At 34.9% G+C, this 17,322-nt stretch carries 12 protein-coding genes and 1 tRNA gene; 10 read left to right on the top strand and 3 right to left on the bottom strand.

Features of this window, described 5'->3' with window-relative positions; all coding sequences use genetic code 11:
• Positions 1–33: 33 nt before the first annotated feature.
• Both EA412_07675 and EA412_07670 read right to left on the bottom strand, forming a co-directional pair.
• On the bottom strand, positions 34–3,606 hold the full coding sequence (locus EA412_07675; GenBank protein TVR78855.1) for a PAS domain S-box protein: 3,573 nt from the start codon (positions 3,604–3,606) through the stop codon (positions 34–36).
• A gap of 51 nt (positions 3,607–3,657) precedes the next feature.
• Positions 3,658–4,338 carry a uracil-DNA glycosylase gene (locus EA412_07670; protein TVR78854.1) on the bottom strand — a complete coding sequence of 227 codons (681 nt, stop codon included), beginning with the start codon at positions 4,336–4,338 and terminating at the stop codon, positions 3,658–3,660.
• A 126-nt stretch (positions 4,339–4,464) separates the two neighbouring features.
• On the opposite strand from EA412_07670, the gene EA412_07665 reads away from it, so the two are divergent.
• The 9 genes from EA412_07665 (at position 4,465) to EA412_07625 (ending at position 11,957) form a co-directional block, all read left to right on the top strand.
• Positions 4,465–4,541 (top strand) — tRNA-Arg (locus tag EA412_07665).
• Positions 4,542–4,614: 73 nt separating this feature from the next.
• A complete protein-coding gene (locus tag EA412_07660) occupies positions 4,615–5,136 on the top strand; it encodes an acyl-CoA thioesterase (protein TVR78853.1) in 522 nt (173 codons plus the stop codon).
• Positions 5,137–5,151: 15 nt separating this feature from the next.
• Positions 5,152–5,526: a hypothetical protein gene (locus EA412_07655; protein ID TVR78852.1), complete on the top strand. Its 375-nt coding sequence runs from the start codon at positions 5,152–5,154 to the stop codon at positions 5,524–5,526.
• A 238-nt stretch (positions 5,527–5,764) separates the two neighbouring features.
• Positions 5,765–7,480: a Na(+)-translocating NADH-quinone reductase subunit A gene (locus tag EA412_07650; GenBank protein TVR78851.1), complete on the top strand. Its 1,716-nt coding sequence runs from the start codon at positions 5,765–5,767 to the stop codon at positions 7,478–7,480.
• 44 nt (positions 7,481–7,524) lie between these two features.
• Positions 7,525–8,730, top strand: coding sequence for an NADH:ubiquinone reductase (Na(+)-transporting) subunit B (locus tag EA412_07645; protein TVR78850.1), 1,206 nt, complete (start codon positions 7,525–7,527; stop codon positions 8,728–8,730).
• Positions 8,731–8,755: 25 nt separating this feature from the next.
• The gene (gene nqrC, locus EA412_07640) at positions 8,756–9,448 is read left to right on the top strand and encodes an NADH:ubiquinone reductase (Na(+)-transporting) subunit C (protein TVR78886.1); all 693 of its coding nucleotides are present in this window, start codon (positions 8,756–8,758) and stop codon (positions 9,446–9,448) included.
• A 3-nt stretch (positions 9,449–9,451) separates the two neighbouring features.
• Positions 9,452–10,099, top strand: coding sequence for an NADH:ubiquinone reductase (Na(+)-transporting) subunit D (locus tag EA412_07635; GenBank protein ID TVR78849.1), 648 nt, complete (start codon positions 9,452–9,454; stop codon positions 10,097–10,099).
• A gap of 11 nt (positions 10,100–10,110) precedes the next feature.
• Complete coding sequence (gene nqrE, locus EA412_07630; GenBank protein TVR78848.1) at positions 10,111–10,701, top strand: NADH:ubiquinone reductase (Na(+)-transporting) subunit E; 591 nt, start codon at positions 10,111–10,113, stop codon at positions 10,699–10,701.
• An 11-nt stretch (positions 10,702–10,712) separates the two neighbouring features.
• On the top strand, positions 10,713–11,957 hold the full coding sequence (locus EA412_07625; protein TVR78847.1) for an NADH:ubiquinone reductase (Na(+)-transporting) subunit F: 1,245 nt from the start codon (positions 10,713–10,715) through the stop codon (positions 11,955–11,957).
• Positions 11,958–12,014: 57 nt separating this feature from the next.
• Here the strand turns inward: EA412_07625 and EA412_07620 are convergent, their stop codons facing one another.
• Positions 12,015–12,770: a hypothetical protein gene (locus tag EA412_07620; GenBank protein TVR78846.1), complete on the bottom strand. Its 756-nt coding sequence runs from the start codon at positions 12,768–12,770 to the stop codon at positions 12,015–12,017.
• Between the two features lie 287 nt (positions 12,771–13,057).
• On the opposite strand from EA412_07620, the gene EA412_07615 reads away from it, so the two are divergent.
• Positions 13,058–17,322: PKD domain-containing protein (locus EA412_07615; protein TVR78845.1), on the top strand; the 4,265-nt coding region annotated here is incomplete at its 3' end.

Below are 17,322 nucleotides of genomic sequence, written 5' to 3'. Positions count from 1 at the left end.
TTTATTGCTCAAAATTACATTTTAGGCTAACAATTATTTTATTAAATTAAAATAAAAAGTGCTTCCTTCATTAATTTTCGATTCTACCCAAATTTCACCTTTGTGTCTTTCAACAATTTTTTTGCAAATGGCAAGACCTAAACCTGTTCCACTATAAGATTTTCTACTGTTAAGGCGCTGAAACATTACAAATATTTTTTTATAAAATCTTTTTTCAATACCTATGCCGTCATCTGAAAGGGAAAACTGTATATATTCTCCTTTATCTTTAGCATCAATGTTAATGTTGACTTTATTGTTTTTTCTAAACTTTATAGCATTTTCAATCAGGTTTTGAAAAAGCCTGACAATTTGAAGAAAGTCACCATTTATCTCAATTGTTTTTTTTGGATAAAAAATGGAAGTATTAGTTGTTTCAATTGTTTCTTTGAGGTTAAGGTTTACGATGTCAATTACTTTTTGAAGAGTAAAACGGGTAAATTGATCGTTTTTTTTATCAATGCGTGAAAATTCCAGTAAGTCATTGATCATAAGGTGCATCCGGGAGGAACCATCCGTAACAAAATGCATAAATTCAGCTAACTCTTCATTCTTTCCAATTTTGTTTTGTATTAAATTAATATATGTTGAAATCATTCTGAGGGGTTCCTGCAGGTCGTGTGAAGCTGCATAAGCAAACATTTCCAGTTCTTCGTTCGATCTTTTCAGGTTTAATGCCTGAGTCTCAAGCTTTTTCTGAATCTTTTTTAGCCGGGTAATGTTCAGGGATATCAGCATTCCTGTTTTAATAACTTTTTTATCTGTTTTTATTGGTAGAATTTGTAATTGAAAGTATTCATCATTCGCTTTTTTCTCAATAATTGATGCCTGACCATTTAAGGCATCTTCAAAAGCAGTATTTAAGATATCAAAACTTTCAGAACTCAGCAGTTTTGAAAGTTTTTTTCCTTCAATTAACTCGTGATGCACATCAAAAGCTTCCAGGCTTTTTCCTTCAGAAAGTTTGATGTTTAAAAGTTTATCAAAAATTAAAACCCCTGAATCAGGAATGTTTGCTGCCAAAGTTCTGTATAGTTCATCTTTCTCTCTGAGAATAGTTTCGGATAATTTTCTTTCCTGAGCATTTGCAATAATTTGTCCGGTTATTTTGAAAAGTGGCCTTATTTCTTTTGATATCTCATTTTGCCGGTCTTTTACTGTGAAAATAAATGCACCCTCTATTTTTTTATGCAGATGAATAGGTAAGATAACGAAACCATTAATTTTAAACTTCTCCGCCAACTGTTTGGTAAGTTTTCCTGATTCCGGTATTTCGTACAGATTATTAATAATAAGCACTTCTCCATCCGTTAATTTTTTGGCTATCCAATACTCAATATTATTTTCAATTGCGTTTAAAAGTCCATCAATTTTATTATCATTTTTTGAATCTTGATAATTAAGGGTAAAGTCAACTCTTTGCTCTGTATAACGGACAAAAAAACCTGTTGAAAACTTCATTAAGTTGCAAATGGATTTAATAAAGCGGTTAATCTCAGTCTCTATTTTTTCAAGGGGAGCATTTATCAACTTGGCAGCTGATTTATTGATAATTTGTTCAAATTTAGCTCGTGTTCGGTTAACTTCCTGTTGTTTTTTCTTGACCAAAGCATTCGAAATCATCTGGGTTATTACTTTAAACATTTTTAACTGGTCAGTAGAAAAGTATTGCTTTTCTTTGCAAAAAGCTAAAGTAAAAAAGCCGATAATTTTTTTCTCATACTCTAAGGGAAGCCCGGCAATTGCACTAATATTTAATTGCTGTAACAGCTTTTTTTCTTTTTCTGCACTTTCCGGTAAATTTGAGGCATTTTTTATACTGAAAATCTTTTCTTTCCTAAAGTTTTCTAAAAACCAGAAATAATACTTCATGTCAATTATTACCTCCTGATGCAATGTTGCATCAGTCTGGTCTTTATAAAAAGTATATTTTCGGATTAAATGATCTTTTTCCAATAAGAAAATGGATAGTCTGTCTGCGTCCAGAAAGGCCCCGATTTTTTTCAAAGAAATATTTATATATTTATCTATCTCATTGTATTCAATATTTATAAACTTGTTAGAAAGGCCGGTAACTAAATCTTCAATTTTGAGTTGATTTTTTAATGATTCTTCAGCAAGTTTAGTGTGTGTAATATCGTTGCCTACAGATTGAATTTCTACAAGATTGCAATCCGGATTAAAAATGCCGAAGTTTTTCCAGTTTTGCCATATTTTTTTTCCATTTTCATCTGTAAAGGAGACCTCATACTCAACTTTAGGATTTTTAAATGTAATTTTAGAAAGCTCTTTTTTTGCCTTTTGTTTCAGTTTTTGAGGGAGTGCATTAATAAAATTATGGCCGAACAGCTCCTGTTCGCTTTTTTTGAAATATTTTTCATAGGCTTTATTAACAAATGTCAGAGTTCCGTCCGGGTAAAACCGACTTATCATTTCTGTTTGACCGTTTACAACTGCTTTAAATCTGTTTTCACTTGCTTTGAGAGCCATTTCTGCTTTTTTACGCTCACTGATTTCAAAAGCATATATATTTACTTTTTTCTGATATTTTACGGGAGAAATATTTATTTCGAAAATTTTACTCTCATGGGTATATTCAAAACTGGCAGCTATTCTATTTTCCATCACTTTCGTGACTTTTTTATGCCAGAGTATAGGAATACTGTCACCTATTTTGACGCCCCAATCATTAAAGAATATATGTGAAGCTTTATTTGCATATTCTATTTTACCTTTATTATCAACTCTTAAAATCGGATAGTTGCTTTGTTCGGATAGTTCAGCCAGTAAATTTATTTCATTGACTAAAGTATCGTACTCAGACATATCTCTCAATACGATAGTTAGATTTTCAATTTCATTTTTATTATTTATTACACAGTTGATATTGGCTGTAGTTTTGAACTGGCGATTGTTGATTTTTAAATTCACTTCACCTTTGAAAGCCTCATTTTGCAATAGAGCGGGTATAATTTCTTCACTCAGCTTATTCTTAAAAGGTTTGGAAAGAAATTTGGATAAATTATATTTTCCGGGTTTAAAGTCTGTAAGCTTTAAAAATTTTATTCCTGCCTGATTGAGGTATAAGATGTTAGTGTATATGTCAGTTATCAGAATAATGTCGGAAGCTGAATTTACCGCATTGATTAATCGTTGATTTTCCTGACTTAGGCTAATTTCCAAGCTCACATCCCTATGTATTCCAATAGAACCAATAAAGTTATTGTTTTTATCAAAAACCGGGCTGGCAGATACTTCAAATCTTTTAAATTCTCCATCACGACTTTTTAAATGGAAAATGTATTTTTCTCTAAACCCTTTTTTTCGTAGTTCTATTCTTTTCTTTGATGCTAATGTTTGTTCTTCATTTAATCCCAATACCAGGTTAATTTTTTTTCCCAGCAATTGACTCTGACTATATCCTGTAATTTTACAAAAGGAATCATTTACAATTAAAATTTCCAGATTTTCAGAAACAACTACAATTCCGTCATGCACACCTTCTATCAGTAGTTTATAAAAATCCAGTTCAGAAGGAAATTTATCAATAGGATTGATTTTATTCATTTTCCACTTTGGTTTAATCTTTTTTAAGGTAAATTTCGAATACTATATTAACTACCATTTTATCGCAGATTTATTATTTTTGACTAAGTAATGATTTGCTTTGGAAAAGTGCTTGCAGCCAAAAAATCCTTTATCTGCTGAAAATGGGGAAGGGTGTGGGGCTGTTAAAACCAGATGTTTTTTTTGATCAATCATTTGAATTTTTTCTTGAGCATATTTTCCCCATAGCATAAATACCAGCTTGCTTTTTTGTTCAGATAATTTTGTAATCACTGAATTTGTGAAATAATGCCATCCAATTTTACTGTGCGAAGCCGGTTTAGATGCTTCTACTGTGAGTATTGCATTCAATAATAAAACACCTTGTTTTGCCCAGTTTTCTAAATTACCGTTTTTTATGTTTAGTTCACCGATATCATCAATTATCTCTTTAAAAATATTTTTCAAAGAAGGGGGAGGCTTGATTCCATCAGGAACTGAAAAAGAAAGACCATGAGCTTGTCCCTCTCCATGATAAGGATCTTGTCCTAGTATGATTATTTTAACATGGTCAACCGGACATAAGTCAAAAGCTTTAAAAATATTTTTTGCTTGGGGGTATATTAGCTTACCTTTTTGTTTTTCATTTAGTAAATACTTTTTTATTTCATGAAAATAGGGATCCTTGAAACTTCCCTTGAGCAGCGCCTCCCAGCTTTTTTCAATTTTCGGATTTACCCTTGCGGTTGTCATAATTACTGTTTGAGAGTTAAAATTAGCCTAAATTCAGGCTTAAACAACGAAAGCAGAATATTTCTTTAGTTTTTTGTTTAAAAGATTTTTTAACAGCAATATATTTTATAGTTTTGCAAAAATTTTGGTCGCGTAGCTCAGCTGGATAGAGCAACAGCCTTCTAAGCTGTCGGTCACAGGTTCGAATCCTGTCGCGATCACAAAAAAATGGCCAATTTACGTTGGCCATTTTTTTTATATTTGCACTTATTATTAAGTTTCCAATCAAATCGTTTTATGAGTAAACAATCCGGGAAGAGTCCAAAAGACAGCCAAACAATCAAGACGGAAGTTGTATTACCAAATGATACCAATACCTTGAATAATCTTCGCGGTGGTAAGATCTTGCATTGGATGGACGTGGCTTCAGCTATAAGTGCCGCCAGGCATGCTGAAAAACCGGTTGTTACAGCTTCTGTAGACAATGTTTCGTTTGAAAATCCTATTAAGCTGGGAGATGTGGTGACCATTCAAGCCAGAGTGACCAGAGCCTTTAACTCCTCTTTGGAAACGTTTATTGAGGTTTGGGCCGAAGATGTACCTGCAAAGAAAAAATATAAAAGCAATGAGGCTTTTTACACATTTGTAGCCTTAGATTCAAATATGAAGCCTACACCGGTCCCGGCATTAGTACCTGAAACTCCTAATGAGCAAAAACTGTATGAAGCAGCTTTGAGAAGACGCGAGTTAAGGTTAGTTTTGGCGGGCAGGATGAAACCAGAAGATGCAACAGAGTTAAAATCTATCTTTATTAAATAATCAAATTACAAGCTCATGAAATTTTTAATTTTAGTTATTATTTCGGCTTCCTTTTTAACCATTACTTCATGTTCAAAAATTGATAGAGATATCAGAGGCAAATGGCATGAAATTGATAATCCGCTTAGTCGAACAAAGACTGGCTGTACTTTTGAAGTAACTTCTAATGATGTTGTTTACTGTGGAAATTCTCAGATTTTTTCATTGGGAACCCGTAGCAGAGTGTCTGCTGAAGACGGGAAAATTTTTTATGAATATCGTTTGCTTGGAAGAACCTATACCGATTATCTGTATGATTACAAATTAGACGGTAGTTTTTTATGGATTAGATCTAATACCAGTGAAAATTGGGTAAATCCGGTTAATAACGGGAGTGTTTTTATTAAGTAGATATAAATAGTTTTTAAAAAAGTAAGAAAAAGTTAGAACTTTCATTTAGTAAGGCCGTTTAATAAGAGAATTTAATTATCATATTTTTCAGCTACACTATAGTAGTTACTTACTTTTTTACTATTATAAAAAATAATATTTAGTTTTTCCGCACAAAAAATTCTATAGTTTATCCCTAATAATAAACAAATTTTTACCTTTGTGGCGCGTAATTTGGAGTTGATTAAAATTTTACCAAATGTTAAAACATAATAGTAGTAGAAGAAATTGTAAAAAATCCATTTACAATAAACCTCACCGAACCTTATTCCTTTTACTGGGAATTTTGTTTTCATCGAACTTGTATGCACAAGATGGAGGCGGGTTTCTTGATGGAAACACAAATAGACTTGTTTTATTTTTGTTGATTGGAACCTTAAGCATTATTTTAATTGGAATCCTGTTTTTTACTGACCGGCTCTTAAAAGTAACCGCTGAAAAAGTTAGAAGTGATATAGGGAAACCTGAACTTGATGAAGAAGAGGATGAAGGTTATTCTGTTTTACCTTCTTTCAATGAAATTTTTCCATCCCAGAAAAGTATTCACCCTTATGCAGGAAGTGATACAATTATTAAAACGGAGAAAGGAATGGATATCCGGATAAAGGGAAGGAGTAAAAAAGTTGTTAAAAATGACTTTGTCTCTGAAACTTATGCGATTAATCCTAAAGATTTTGTAGGTCTTAAGCCTATACCTAAACTACATGTAAGTGAAGGGGACGAGGTTAAAGCGGGCGATCCCTTGTTTTTTGACAAGTCAAGACCGGATGTAAACTATACAAGTCCTGTTAGTGGGGAAGTTATAGAAATAAGAAGAGGTGCTAAAAGAGCAATTGAAGAAATCGTAATTTTAGCTGACAAAGAAATAAATTTTCGTGAATTCACTAAAGCTAATCCTACTGATTTAAGTAGAGAACAAGTTATTAAAAGCTTGCTTGAAAGTGGCGCATGGGCTTTCTTAAGACAACGCCCTTTTAACTTAACAGCAAATCCTGAAGATAAACCAAAGGCAATTTTCATTTCAGGTTTTAAGAGTGCTCCTTTGGCACCAAACTACAACTTCATAATGGAAGGTAAGCAACATGACTTCCAGACCGGTATAAATGCTTTGAACAAACTTACAGAAGGGAAAGTACATCTTAACCTAACAGCAGACAGAAAGCCATCCAAAACTTATACAGAAGCTAAAAACGTACAAATTAATTGGTTCTCCGGTCCTCATCCGGCAGGAAATGTAGGTATACAGATTCATCACCTGGATCCTATAAATAAAGGTGAAGTGGTTTGGGTAATAAACCCTCAGGATGTTGTTATAATCGGACGATTGTTTAATGAAGGTATTTATAATACTAAAAAAATGATGGTTGCTGCAGGACCGACAATCAAGCAACCCACATACTTTGAAAGCTATATTGGAGCTAATGTCAAAGGTATAATTAATGACAATTTGGAGCTTGAAAATTCAAGAATAGTATCAGGTGATGTTTTAAGTGGAAAGAGTATTGAAAAAGATGGCTATATAGGATTTTACAGTGATATGGTTTCAGTATTGGAGGAGGGTGATTTTTATGAATTCTTAGGTTGGTTGTTACCAAGTTATGCCAGACCTAGTTTATCAAAGACATTCCCCTGGAAATTTTTCCCGCAGGAAGAGTTTGAGGTCAATACCAATACCCATGGTGAACGCAGAGCATTTGTTGTAACCGGTCAATATGAAGAAGTGTTACCTATGGATATTTATCCGCAGCAGTTGTTAAAAGCTATTATGGTAAGAGATTATGAATTAATAGAAGGCCTTGGAATTTATGAAGTTGCTGAAGAAGACTTAGCATTGTGCGAATTTGTGTGTACTTCAAAAATACCTGTTCAGGAAATCCTGAAAGAAGGCTTGGATTTTATAAGAGAACAAGAATAGATTATCAAAATGATTTAATTTCATTTTAAGTATAACAAAAAAATATGAAACCATTACGTAATTTACTTGATTCAGTCAAAGAGAAAACTGAGAAAAATAAGTTTTTGCATACCACATATGATGCAATTGAAACTTTTTTGTTTCAGCCAAACCATACTACAAAAAGTGGTACACATATCAGGGATGGTATGGATTTAAAAAGGACAATGTTTCATGTCGTAATTGCCATGCAATTATGCCTGATTCATGGAATTATTAACATTGGCCATCAGCATTATTTTGCGATGGGTATGTACGAGGGATTATTGGACGGATTGGGACAGAAAGCTTTGTATGGCTTCTTGCAATTGTTGCCGATAATTATAGTAGTGCATATTGCAGGATTAGCAACTGAGTTTTTGTTTGCGGCTATCAAAAGACATCAGGTAGAAGAAGGGTTCCTTGTTTCAGGAATGCTCATACCTTTGATTATGCCACCGGATATTCCCTTATGGATGGTTGCTTTTGCAACAATATTTGCTGTAATCATAGCTAAAGAAGCCTTTGGGGGAACGGGCATGAATGTATTAAATGTTGCACTAACTGCCAGAGTTTTCGTTTTCTTTGCTTATCCGACCCATATATCAGGCGATATAGTTTGGGTAGCTTATGATTACAATTTTTTACATCAGATATTTGCCGGATTTCTTCACGTTGGAGAAAATAATGCTTTAGCTGATGGCTGGACCGGGGCAACTCCGCTCGCATTAGCCGCTACCGGAGGTTGGGCTGCTGTAACGGAGCATTATACTGTTTTCAATATGATAATGGGCTTTATACCCGGTTCCGTTGGGGAAATGAATAAAATATTTGTTCTCGTGGGCGCGGGTCTTCTGATTTTTACAGGAATTGGCAGTTGGAGAATTATGTTATCCATGATTATTGGAACTCTTTTCATGGGAATTATATTGAACTTACTGGCATTAAATCCGTTTATGGAGGTACCGTTTTATTATCACTTTATAATAGGCAGTTTCTTTTTTGCTATGGCCTTTATGGCTACTGACCCTGTAACAGCTGCTCAAACCGAGGTAGGTAAATGGATTTATGGATTTTCAATAGGGGCAATAGGTATGATAATTCGAGTATTAAATCCGGCATATCCGGAAGGATGGATGTTGGCAATATTATTTATGAATGTTTTTGCTCCACTTATTGATCATTACGTTTTACAAGCAAATATAAAAAGGAGGTTAAGTCGTGCAGTCTAATACAAATAATTATACGATAATTTTTATGGCTGTTTTAACAGTCATAATGGCATTGCTTTTAGCATTGGCAGCAACCGGTTTAAAACCAAGACAGGACTTTAATGTTGCATTTGCCAATAAACAGGACATTTTGGGTTCTGTGGGTATGGAAGACAGAGACAGAGTTCTGGATGTATACGAAAGCCAGGTTGAAGAATTGGTCATAGACCACGAAGGTAATTTAATTGAAAAAGATGATGAAGGAGAGCCTATCGTAGCTTCAATGATTGACCACAGAAGAGAAGTTAGGAAGCCCTTGGAACAGCAAAAACTTCCGCTTTACAGATATACAAGTGATGATGGAGAAGTGTTTTACATCGTACCTGTGAGAGGATCCGGACTATGGAATGAAATATGGGGCTTTATTGCTCTGCAGGATGACTTAAATACCATAGCAGGGGCTTCATTTGGTCATGCCGCTGAAACACCCGGTCTTGGAGCTGTAATTACTGACGACTGGTTTCAGGACCAGTTTATCGGTAAAAAAATCAGAGATGATGACGGTGAATTCGTTTCAATATATGTAAGAAAAGGCGGAGCAAGAGACAGTGATCATGAAGTCGATGGCCTTACAGGAGCTACTGTTACTGCTGATGGTGTAACAGACATGCTACGAGATGATTTGAAAAAATATTTACCTTTTTTTGACAGAATTAAAGTTGACGAAGTAAATTTATAAATTATGAGTACTACAGCAGAAAAACAATCCCTTTTTGGGAAAAAAGAAAGAAAGTTATTATCCGACCCTTTAGATGATAATAATCCAATAACAGTTCAGGTGTTAGGAATTTGTTCAGCACTTGCTGTTACAGTTGCCCTCAAACCTGCAATGGTTATGACTTTAGCCGTTATTGCAGTTATGGGTTTTGCGAGTTTAATTATATCCTTGCTCAGGAAAATGGTTCCAAGTAGAGTAAGGATTATCGTGCAGATTACGGTTATCGCCTTTTTGGTAATTTTAGTAGACCAAATCTTAAAAGCTTTTAGTTATGATGTGTACACTCAGTTGTCTGTATACATTGGGCTAATTATTACAAATTGTATTGTAATGGGACGTTTAGAAGCATTTGCAATGGGTAATAAACCTTGGTCATCATTTCTCGATGGTGTAGGAAACGGCATTGGCTATGGAATCATTTTGATTGGTGTAGCCTTTTTTAGAGAGTTTTTTGGTAAAGGTGAATTATTTGGATGGGCGGTTCCTTATCTTTCTGAAATTGAATTTTTTCAGAATGGTATGATGTTAACACCCGCAGCAGCAATGTTTGTTATAGGTCTTATGATTTGGTGGCAAAGAGCCAGAAATACTAAATTAGTTGATATATCTTAAAATAATACAATATGGATTTTGTAAATGTTTTCATTCGCTCAGCCTTTATAGACAATATGGTTTTAGCCTACTTTTTAGGAATGTGTTCTTATCTGGCTGTTTCAAAAACTATTAATACAGCATTTGGACTTGGTCTTGCTGTAATATTTTGTTTGGGCTTTACTGTTCCTGCAAATTGGTTAATACATGAGTACCTATTGAAGGAAACCGGAATTTTCGGAGTTGACTTAACTTTTCTAAACTTTGTTGTATTCATAGCTGTTATAGCATCGATGGTTCAATTATTAGAAATGCTTATTGAAAAGTCTTTTCCGGGACTTTATGTTTCTCTTGGAATATTCCTTCCTTTAATAACTGTTAATTGCGCTATTTTAGGTGGTTCATTATTCATGGTTGCAAGAGAGTATTCTTTCGGAGAATCAGTTTTCTTTGGATTAGGAAGTGGATTTGGGTTCTTTTTAGCGATAATAGCATTAGCTGCAATTCGTGAAAAAGTCAGATATTCAAGTATTCCTCCGGCCTTGCGAGGCTTAGGTATTGCATTTATTATTACAGGACTCATGGGACTTGCATTTATGAGTTTTATGGGTATTAAAGTTTAAAAATATAAGATATGGTATTAACGGTTGTTTATTCAATTATAGCTTTCCTGATAGTGATGGCATTATTGACAGCAGTACTTTTATATGCTAAAGAAAAATTAGTTCCTGCAGGAAATGTGAGTATAGTAGTAAACGGAGATAAAGATAATCCAATGGAAGTGTCTCCGGGTTCCACTTTGCTTACAGTTTTATCTGAAAAGAGTGTTTTTCTTCCTTCTGCATGTGGAGGAGGAGGTACATGTGCCATGTGTAAATGTCAGGTCATGGAAGGTGGAGGTGAGGTTTTACCTACTGAAACTAATCATTTATCTCGAAAAGAGGTAAAAGAAAAATGGCGTTTAGCATGTCAGGTCAAAGTTCGTGAAAATATGACGATAGGAGTACCTGAAGAAATCTTCGGTATTAAAAAGTTTGAATGTGAAGTTGTTTCGAATCACAACGTAGCAACTTTTATCAAGGAGTTTGTTGTTCGTTTGCCTAAAGAAGAGTCAATGGACTTTGAACCTGGTGGTTATATTCAGATTGATGTTCCTCCTATAGTATGCGACTTCAAAGATATGGAAATAGAAGAACGCTTTCGGGATGAGTGGGATCAGTTTAAAATGTGGGATTTGCAAATGAAGAATGATGAGGAAGTTTTTAGAGCTTATTCTATGGCTAATCATCCTGCAGAAGGCGATATTATTATGTTGAATATCAGAATTGCTACACCACCATGGGATAGAACTAAAAATACATGGATGGATGTAAATCCCGGCATTTGCTCTTCTTATGTCTTTACCAGAAAACCCGGCGATAAAGTTGTTATTTCCGGACCTTACGGAGAGTTCTTTATTAAGCCAACAGATAAAGAAATGGTTTATATTGGAGGTGGTGCAGGTATGGCTCCTTTACGTTCTCATATATTCCACTTGTTCCATACTGAAAAGACAAATAGAAAAGTTACATATTGGTATGGAGGACGTTCTAAAAGAGAATTGTTTTATACCGATCACTTTAGAAAAATAGAAGAAGAATTCCCTAATTTTAAGTACAATGTTGCTCTTTCAGAGCCTGCAGAAGAAGATAATTGGGACGGCTATCAAGGCTTTATTCACCAGGTACTTTATGATAACTACTTGAAAACTCATCCTGAACCGGAAGAGGTTGAGTACTACCTGTGCGGACCGCCTTTAATGTTACAGGCATCTCTAAAAATGCTTGAAGACTTAGGTGTTCCTGAAGAAAATATTGCCTTCGATGATTTTGGAAGTTAATAATTACCAATAAATATATTTTAAAAAAAAGCCACTTTATAAAGTGGCTTTTTTAATTTATAAACTATTTAAAAGCTCCTGCGCATCTTTCTTTATTTTTGGGTCATCAGCTGTTTTATTAGGAAGATTTAACAGGTTTTTAAGAATTTCTTTAGCTTGATTTTTATTTTCAAGTTTTATATAAACATCTGCTAAATCATATTGATACAATAAAAATCCGGGTTCTAAATCAACAGCTTTATTTAAATGATAAATAGCATCTTCATCACTTGCTCCTTCTGGAATACCTCCAAATAATATTCTTGCTGCATTTCTTTCAGACCAACTCAAATTTGCCATTCTATAATGCCAAAGACCCATTACATGATGCCCCCCTGCATGCTCAGTATTAGCCTCCAAGGTTTGCTCAGCATATTTTTTGATGTCTCTTGAAGCAGCAACTCTGTCTCTTGCACCGGATATTAATGCCATTCTACCCATAGCAACTGCCATTACATAGTTAGACTGTTCATTTCTTGGGTTTATACGTAATGCTTGTTCAGCATAATCTTTAGCTTTATTAAAGTAACGTACTTTTACTTCATGGTTTTCTTTACGATGTCCAATTCTTGAGTATAAAAAGCTTACATTCCATAGCGCTTCATGATTATTTGGACTTCTTTCCAAAACACTTAAAAACACCTTTAGTGCCTCTTCTTCATTAGCAGAGGCTTCCAACGATCTACCTTCTCTTAACAATTCCAATATTCCTTGGCTGTATATGTCAGTAGCAGACATTGAAATGATGCAAAATAAAATGAATATATTTTTCATAAATAAAAATTTTTTGAAAGTTAATCAGAATAAATAAACAGGATAATAAAACAATATCGGTATAATCTTGGAAATTGTATAAATTTACATCGTGTTTGTCAAAAATAGAGTTGATTATGAAAATGGGGAGTTTAAAAATTACTTTTTAAACTTTTGCTAAAGTATATTAAATTAAATTTAATTGTCTAATTTAGACGCTGTTTTAACACTTGAAAATTACTAAGAAAAGAAATTACTGATTTATGGTTTTATATAGGAAAATTTGCTTAAGTTTTTATGCTGTGCTTATGTTTACATTTAGCTTTGTTATACATAAAACATCCACGGCACAAGTTACTTGCAGTATAATTGATACCGCAGAATTAGTGAAGACACTAACTCCGCCGGATTTTACTTCAGGTCCTCAAGGAGCTGTAGTTTATGATCCGAATTTTGATTTGTATTATTCATATCAAATTGGTTCTCCAAGTGAACGCTTAGTGACTTATGACACTATGGGAAATTCTATTTTTTCTACGGTTATTGGGTCGTTTGATTATAGAGGTTCTTGGTTTAATCCGGTGACAGATAGCATAGAAGTCAATGGTTTTGCTTTGTCAGGTTTGTATCATCCGGATAGAAATATAAATGGGTTTCTTCAGAATACAGGAAATATTTTTCTCAGTGCTGCTCAGCCCGGTGCTCAATCAATGGGAGATTTAAACCCAAATGCTAATCAAATTGTATATTATTTTAACGGTAGTATTTATATTTACAACAGAGTAAATAATACTTTTGTCAGCTTTTTTGATGTTACCGGTTTACCTGTACCTACTTCTTCATTAAACCCACATACTGTAATTTATACCAATTGTAATGGTCTGGAATATGGTTTGTTAGATAGGGTTAACAGGCGTATACATTTTGTGAATTCAACCGGAGCATATACCGGTTCTTCTCAAATACCTGAAAATGTACCTTTTCAGTATGGCTTTTCTTATGCGAATGATCTTGCATGGGTTTTTAATTCTGATAGTGCGAAATGGTTAGGGTATAATGTAGTTACTTCATGTACTAATCCGATTGCCTCATTCAATGCTACTGATGCATGTTTTGGGGACACTATTTTTTTTCAGGATAATTCATCTTTTGTAGAAGATAGTATTGTTCTTTATAACTGGAATTTTGGAGATGGTGTTGGGTCTTCAACTGAACAAAACCCTTTTTATATTTATTCTGACCCGGGTACATATCCGGTTTCCCTTGAAGTGACAAATGTATGCGGTAATACAGATTTTTTTCAGTCTTTCGTTAATGTAAATGTTCTTCCGGAAGTAGACTTTTCTTCTGTAAGTGAGTGTGCTGAAATAGAAGTTGATTTTACAGACAATACAACTTTAGGTACAGACCCTTCAGGAAGTACAATCGCTAACTGGTTTTGGGACTTTGGAGATGGAACAGGCAGTTCAACAGACCAAAATCCCTCATATCCTTTTACGGCGGGTGGTAATTATCAAGTTACTCTTACCGTAGAAACTAATTTTGGCTGTGTTGATAGTATTACTGAGACAGTATCAGTTAATTCATTGCCTGAAGCATCTTTTACTTCCGGTATAACTTGTATAGATAACCCTGTTCAATTTACTAATACTTCAACGATATCAAGTGGAAATATACAGGAATATTTTTGGGATTTTGGAGATGGTAATACCGATACAATTGAAAATCCGCTTAATATTTTTACCGCATCCGGAAACTTTGATGTTAGTTTAGTTGCAATTTCTGATGAAGGGTGTGCTGATACAGTAACACAGACTATCGAAGTGTTTGACTTACCTGTTGTTTCAATAAGTAATTTGCCTGATTTTTGCTTAAATGACACTTTATATGAATTAACCGAAGGCTCTAATCACCCTCAGGGGATATACACCGGCCCCGGAGTAGATTCAAATGGATTTTTTGACCCATCAGATGCGGGAGTTGGTACTCATACAATTACTTATACATTCATTGATGCCAATGGTTGTGAAAATTCGGCCTCCACAACGGTAAGTGTTTCAGACTTACCGATTGTTACTTTAGGTAGTTTTTCAGAGTTATGTGAAGAGGACGATATTTTAATTTTAAGTGGAGGATTACCTACCGGTGGTGATTATTTTGTTGATGGAAATTTGAGTGTTGATTTTGATCCTACTTTGAATGGTCCGGGTAGTTATTTAATTGAATATGTATATACAGATCCCATTTCTTTATGCCCAAATACAGCTTCTCAAACTTTAGTAGTGAATCCTACCCCTACAGTTACCTTATCTCCATTTGCAGATATATGTGAAGATGCAGATCCAATAACTCTTAGCGGAGGAAATCCCTCCGGAGGGATTTATATTGTAAATGGTAATGTGGAAACAGAATTTGACCCTTCGGCTTTTGGAGTTGGTATAAGCACTATTTTCTATGCTTTTACAGATGCTAATGGTTGCTCTGATACGGCTTCTACTTCTATAGAAGTAATATCTAGCCCTATAGTTACATTGGATCCTTTTGCACCCGTTTGTGAATCTGATGATGACTTTGCACTTAGTGGCGGATCTCCCGTTGGTGGAATTTACTTTATTGACGGAACACCCGGCGTTGATTTTTCTCCTTCATCATTAGGAGCCGGTTTTTTCACAATAACTTACGAATATACAGATAGCGAAGGCTGTACAAGTAGTGATTCTGTTCAGATAGAAGTACTCCCATTGCCGGCTGTAACATTAGATGCATTTGCTGATGTTTGTGAAAATGAGCCCACATTCACATTATCCGGTGGAGCTCCTTCAGGAGGAACATACCTGATAAATGGAATTGTTGTTACAGAGTTTGATCCTTCATTTTACGGAGTTGGTATAACCAATGTTTTTTATGCTTATGAAGATGTAAACGGATGTATTGATACTGCAAGTAATACAATAGAAGTTTTGCCAATTCCTATTGTAGATTTACCTGTGTTTTCAGATGTCTGTATTGATGATGAACCTTTTACACTTACCGGAGGAACTCCTGTAGGTGGAACCTATACAGGAACAGGTGTTAGCTCAAATATATTTAATCCTGCAGATGCCGGTGTAGGAGCACATATCATAACTTACTCTTTTACAGATACTAATGGTTGTGAGGCTACAGATACAGCTTCAATAAATGTCAATCCTCTTCCTTTAGTTACTATAGACTCTATCGGGCCCTTATGTGAAAATGATACAGCAATTGTTTTAGAAATAGGTTTTCCTGCTGGAGGTGTTTATACAGTTGACGGAGTTCAGACAAATATATTAGACCCGGTTGCTTTAGGATTCGGTCAGTTTACTATTGTGTATGAATTTACAGATGCTAACGGATGTTCAGCAAGTGATTCAACCATAGTTAATATCGGCCCTCTACCGGAACCTGATTTCTCTTATATTCCGGCATGTGAAAATCAAGTTAATTTCTTTACTAATTTAACTACAATATCTGAAGGGACAATCGTAAGTTATTCATGGGATTTAGGTGATGGATCTGTTTCAAATATTGCTAACCCTGTACACGTTTATACGCAAGCAGGTGTTTATGATGTGACATTAACGGCTGTTTCAGACATAGGCTGCACAGAGTCAATTACAAAACAAGTAGAAGTATTTGAATTGCCTGCGGTATCTATAAATACTCTACCGGAATTTTGTGTAAGTGAAAGTCAATATGTTTTAACTGAAGGGTCTCAACATCCACAAGGAGTATACTCCGGAACGGGTGTAGATAATAATGGTGTTTTCTCAGCTGCAAATGCAGGAATAGGCACTCATTTAATTACATACACTTATGTAGACTCGAATGGGTGCGAGAATAGTGCATCAACGACAGTGACGGTGAATCCGTTGCCACAGGTAAGCTTAGATCCGATAGGACCTTTTTGTGCAGATGCCCCATCGGTTCCATTGACAAATGGCATACCTGCCGGAGGTACCTATTTTGTGAATGGAGTAATTAGTACTGATTTTGATCCTGCGTTAACCGGTTCAGGTACCCATACAATAGTCTATGAGTATACAGATACAAATGGGTGTTCAAATAGCGCAAGTATTTCAGTGGTAGTAAATCCTTTGCCAACAGTTAGTTTAATTTCATTTAACGGAGTTTGTATAGACGAACCGGTATTCCAGTTAAGTGGCGGCATACCAACAGGCGGAGATTATATCATAAATGGAAATATAGTAAGTGAGTTTGATGCTTCGCTATATGGTACCGGAACAATAGATATATTTTATGCATACACAGATATAAATGGCTGTAGCGATACGGCTGTATCCGGCATTGAAGTTTACGATTTACCGGTAGTTAGTTTAGATAGTATAAATGATGTTTGTATAGATGAGGGGAGCTTTACACTAACGGGCGGCATACCAACAGGCGGTGTTTACAGCGGATCCGGAGTTACAGGAAATGTATTTTCACCGGTAGCCGCAGGAATAGGCACTCACTTAATTACATACACTTATGTAGACTCGAATGGGTGCGAGAATAGTGCATCAACGACAGTGACGGTGAATCCGTTGCC

The organism is Chitinophagaceae bacterium, assembly GCA_007695095.1.
Classification (GTDB): domain Bacteria; phylum Bacteroidota; class Bacteroidia; order Chitinophagales; family REEL01; genus REEL01.
The sequence above is the reverse complement of the archived record's forward strand: the minus strand, read 5'-3'. Positions and strand labels throughout refer to the sequence as shown.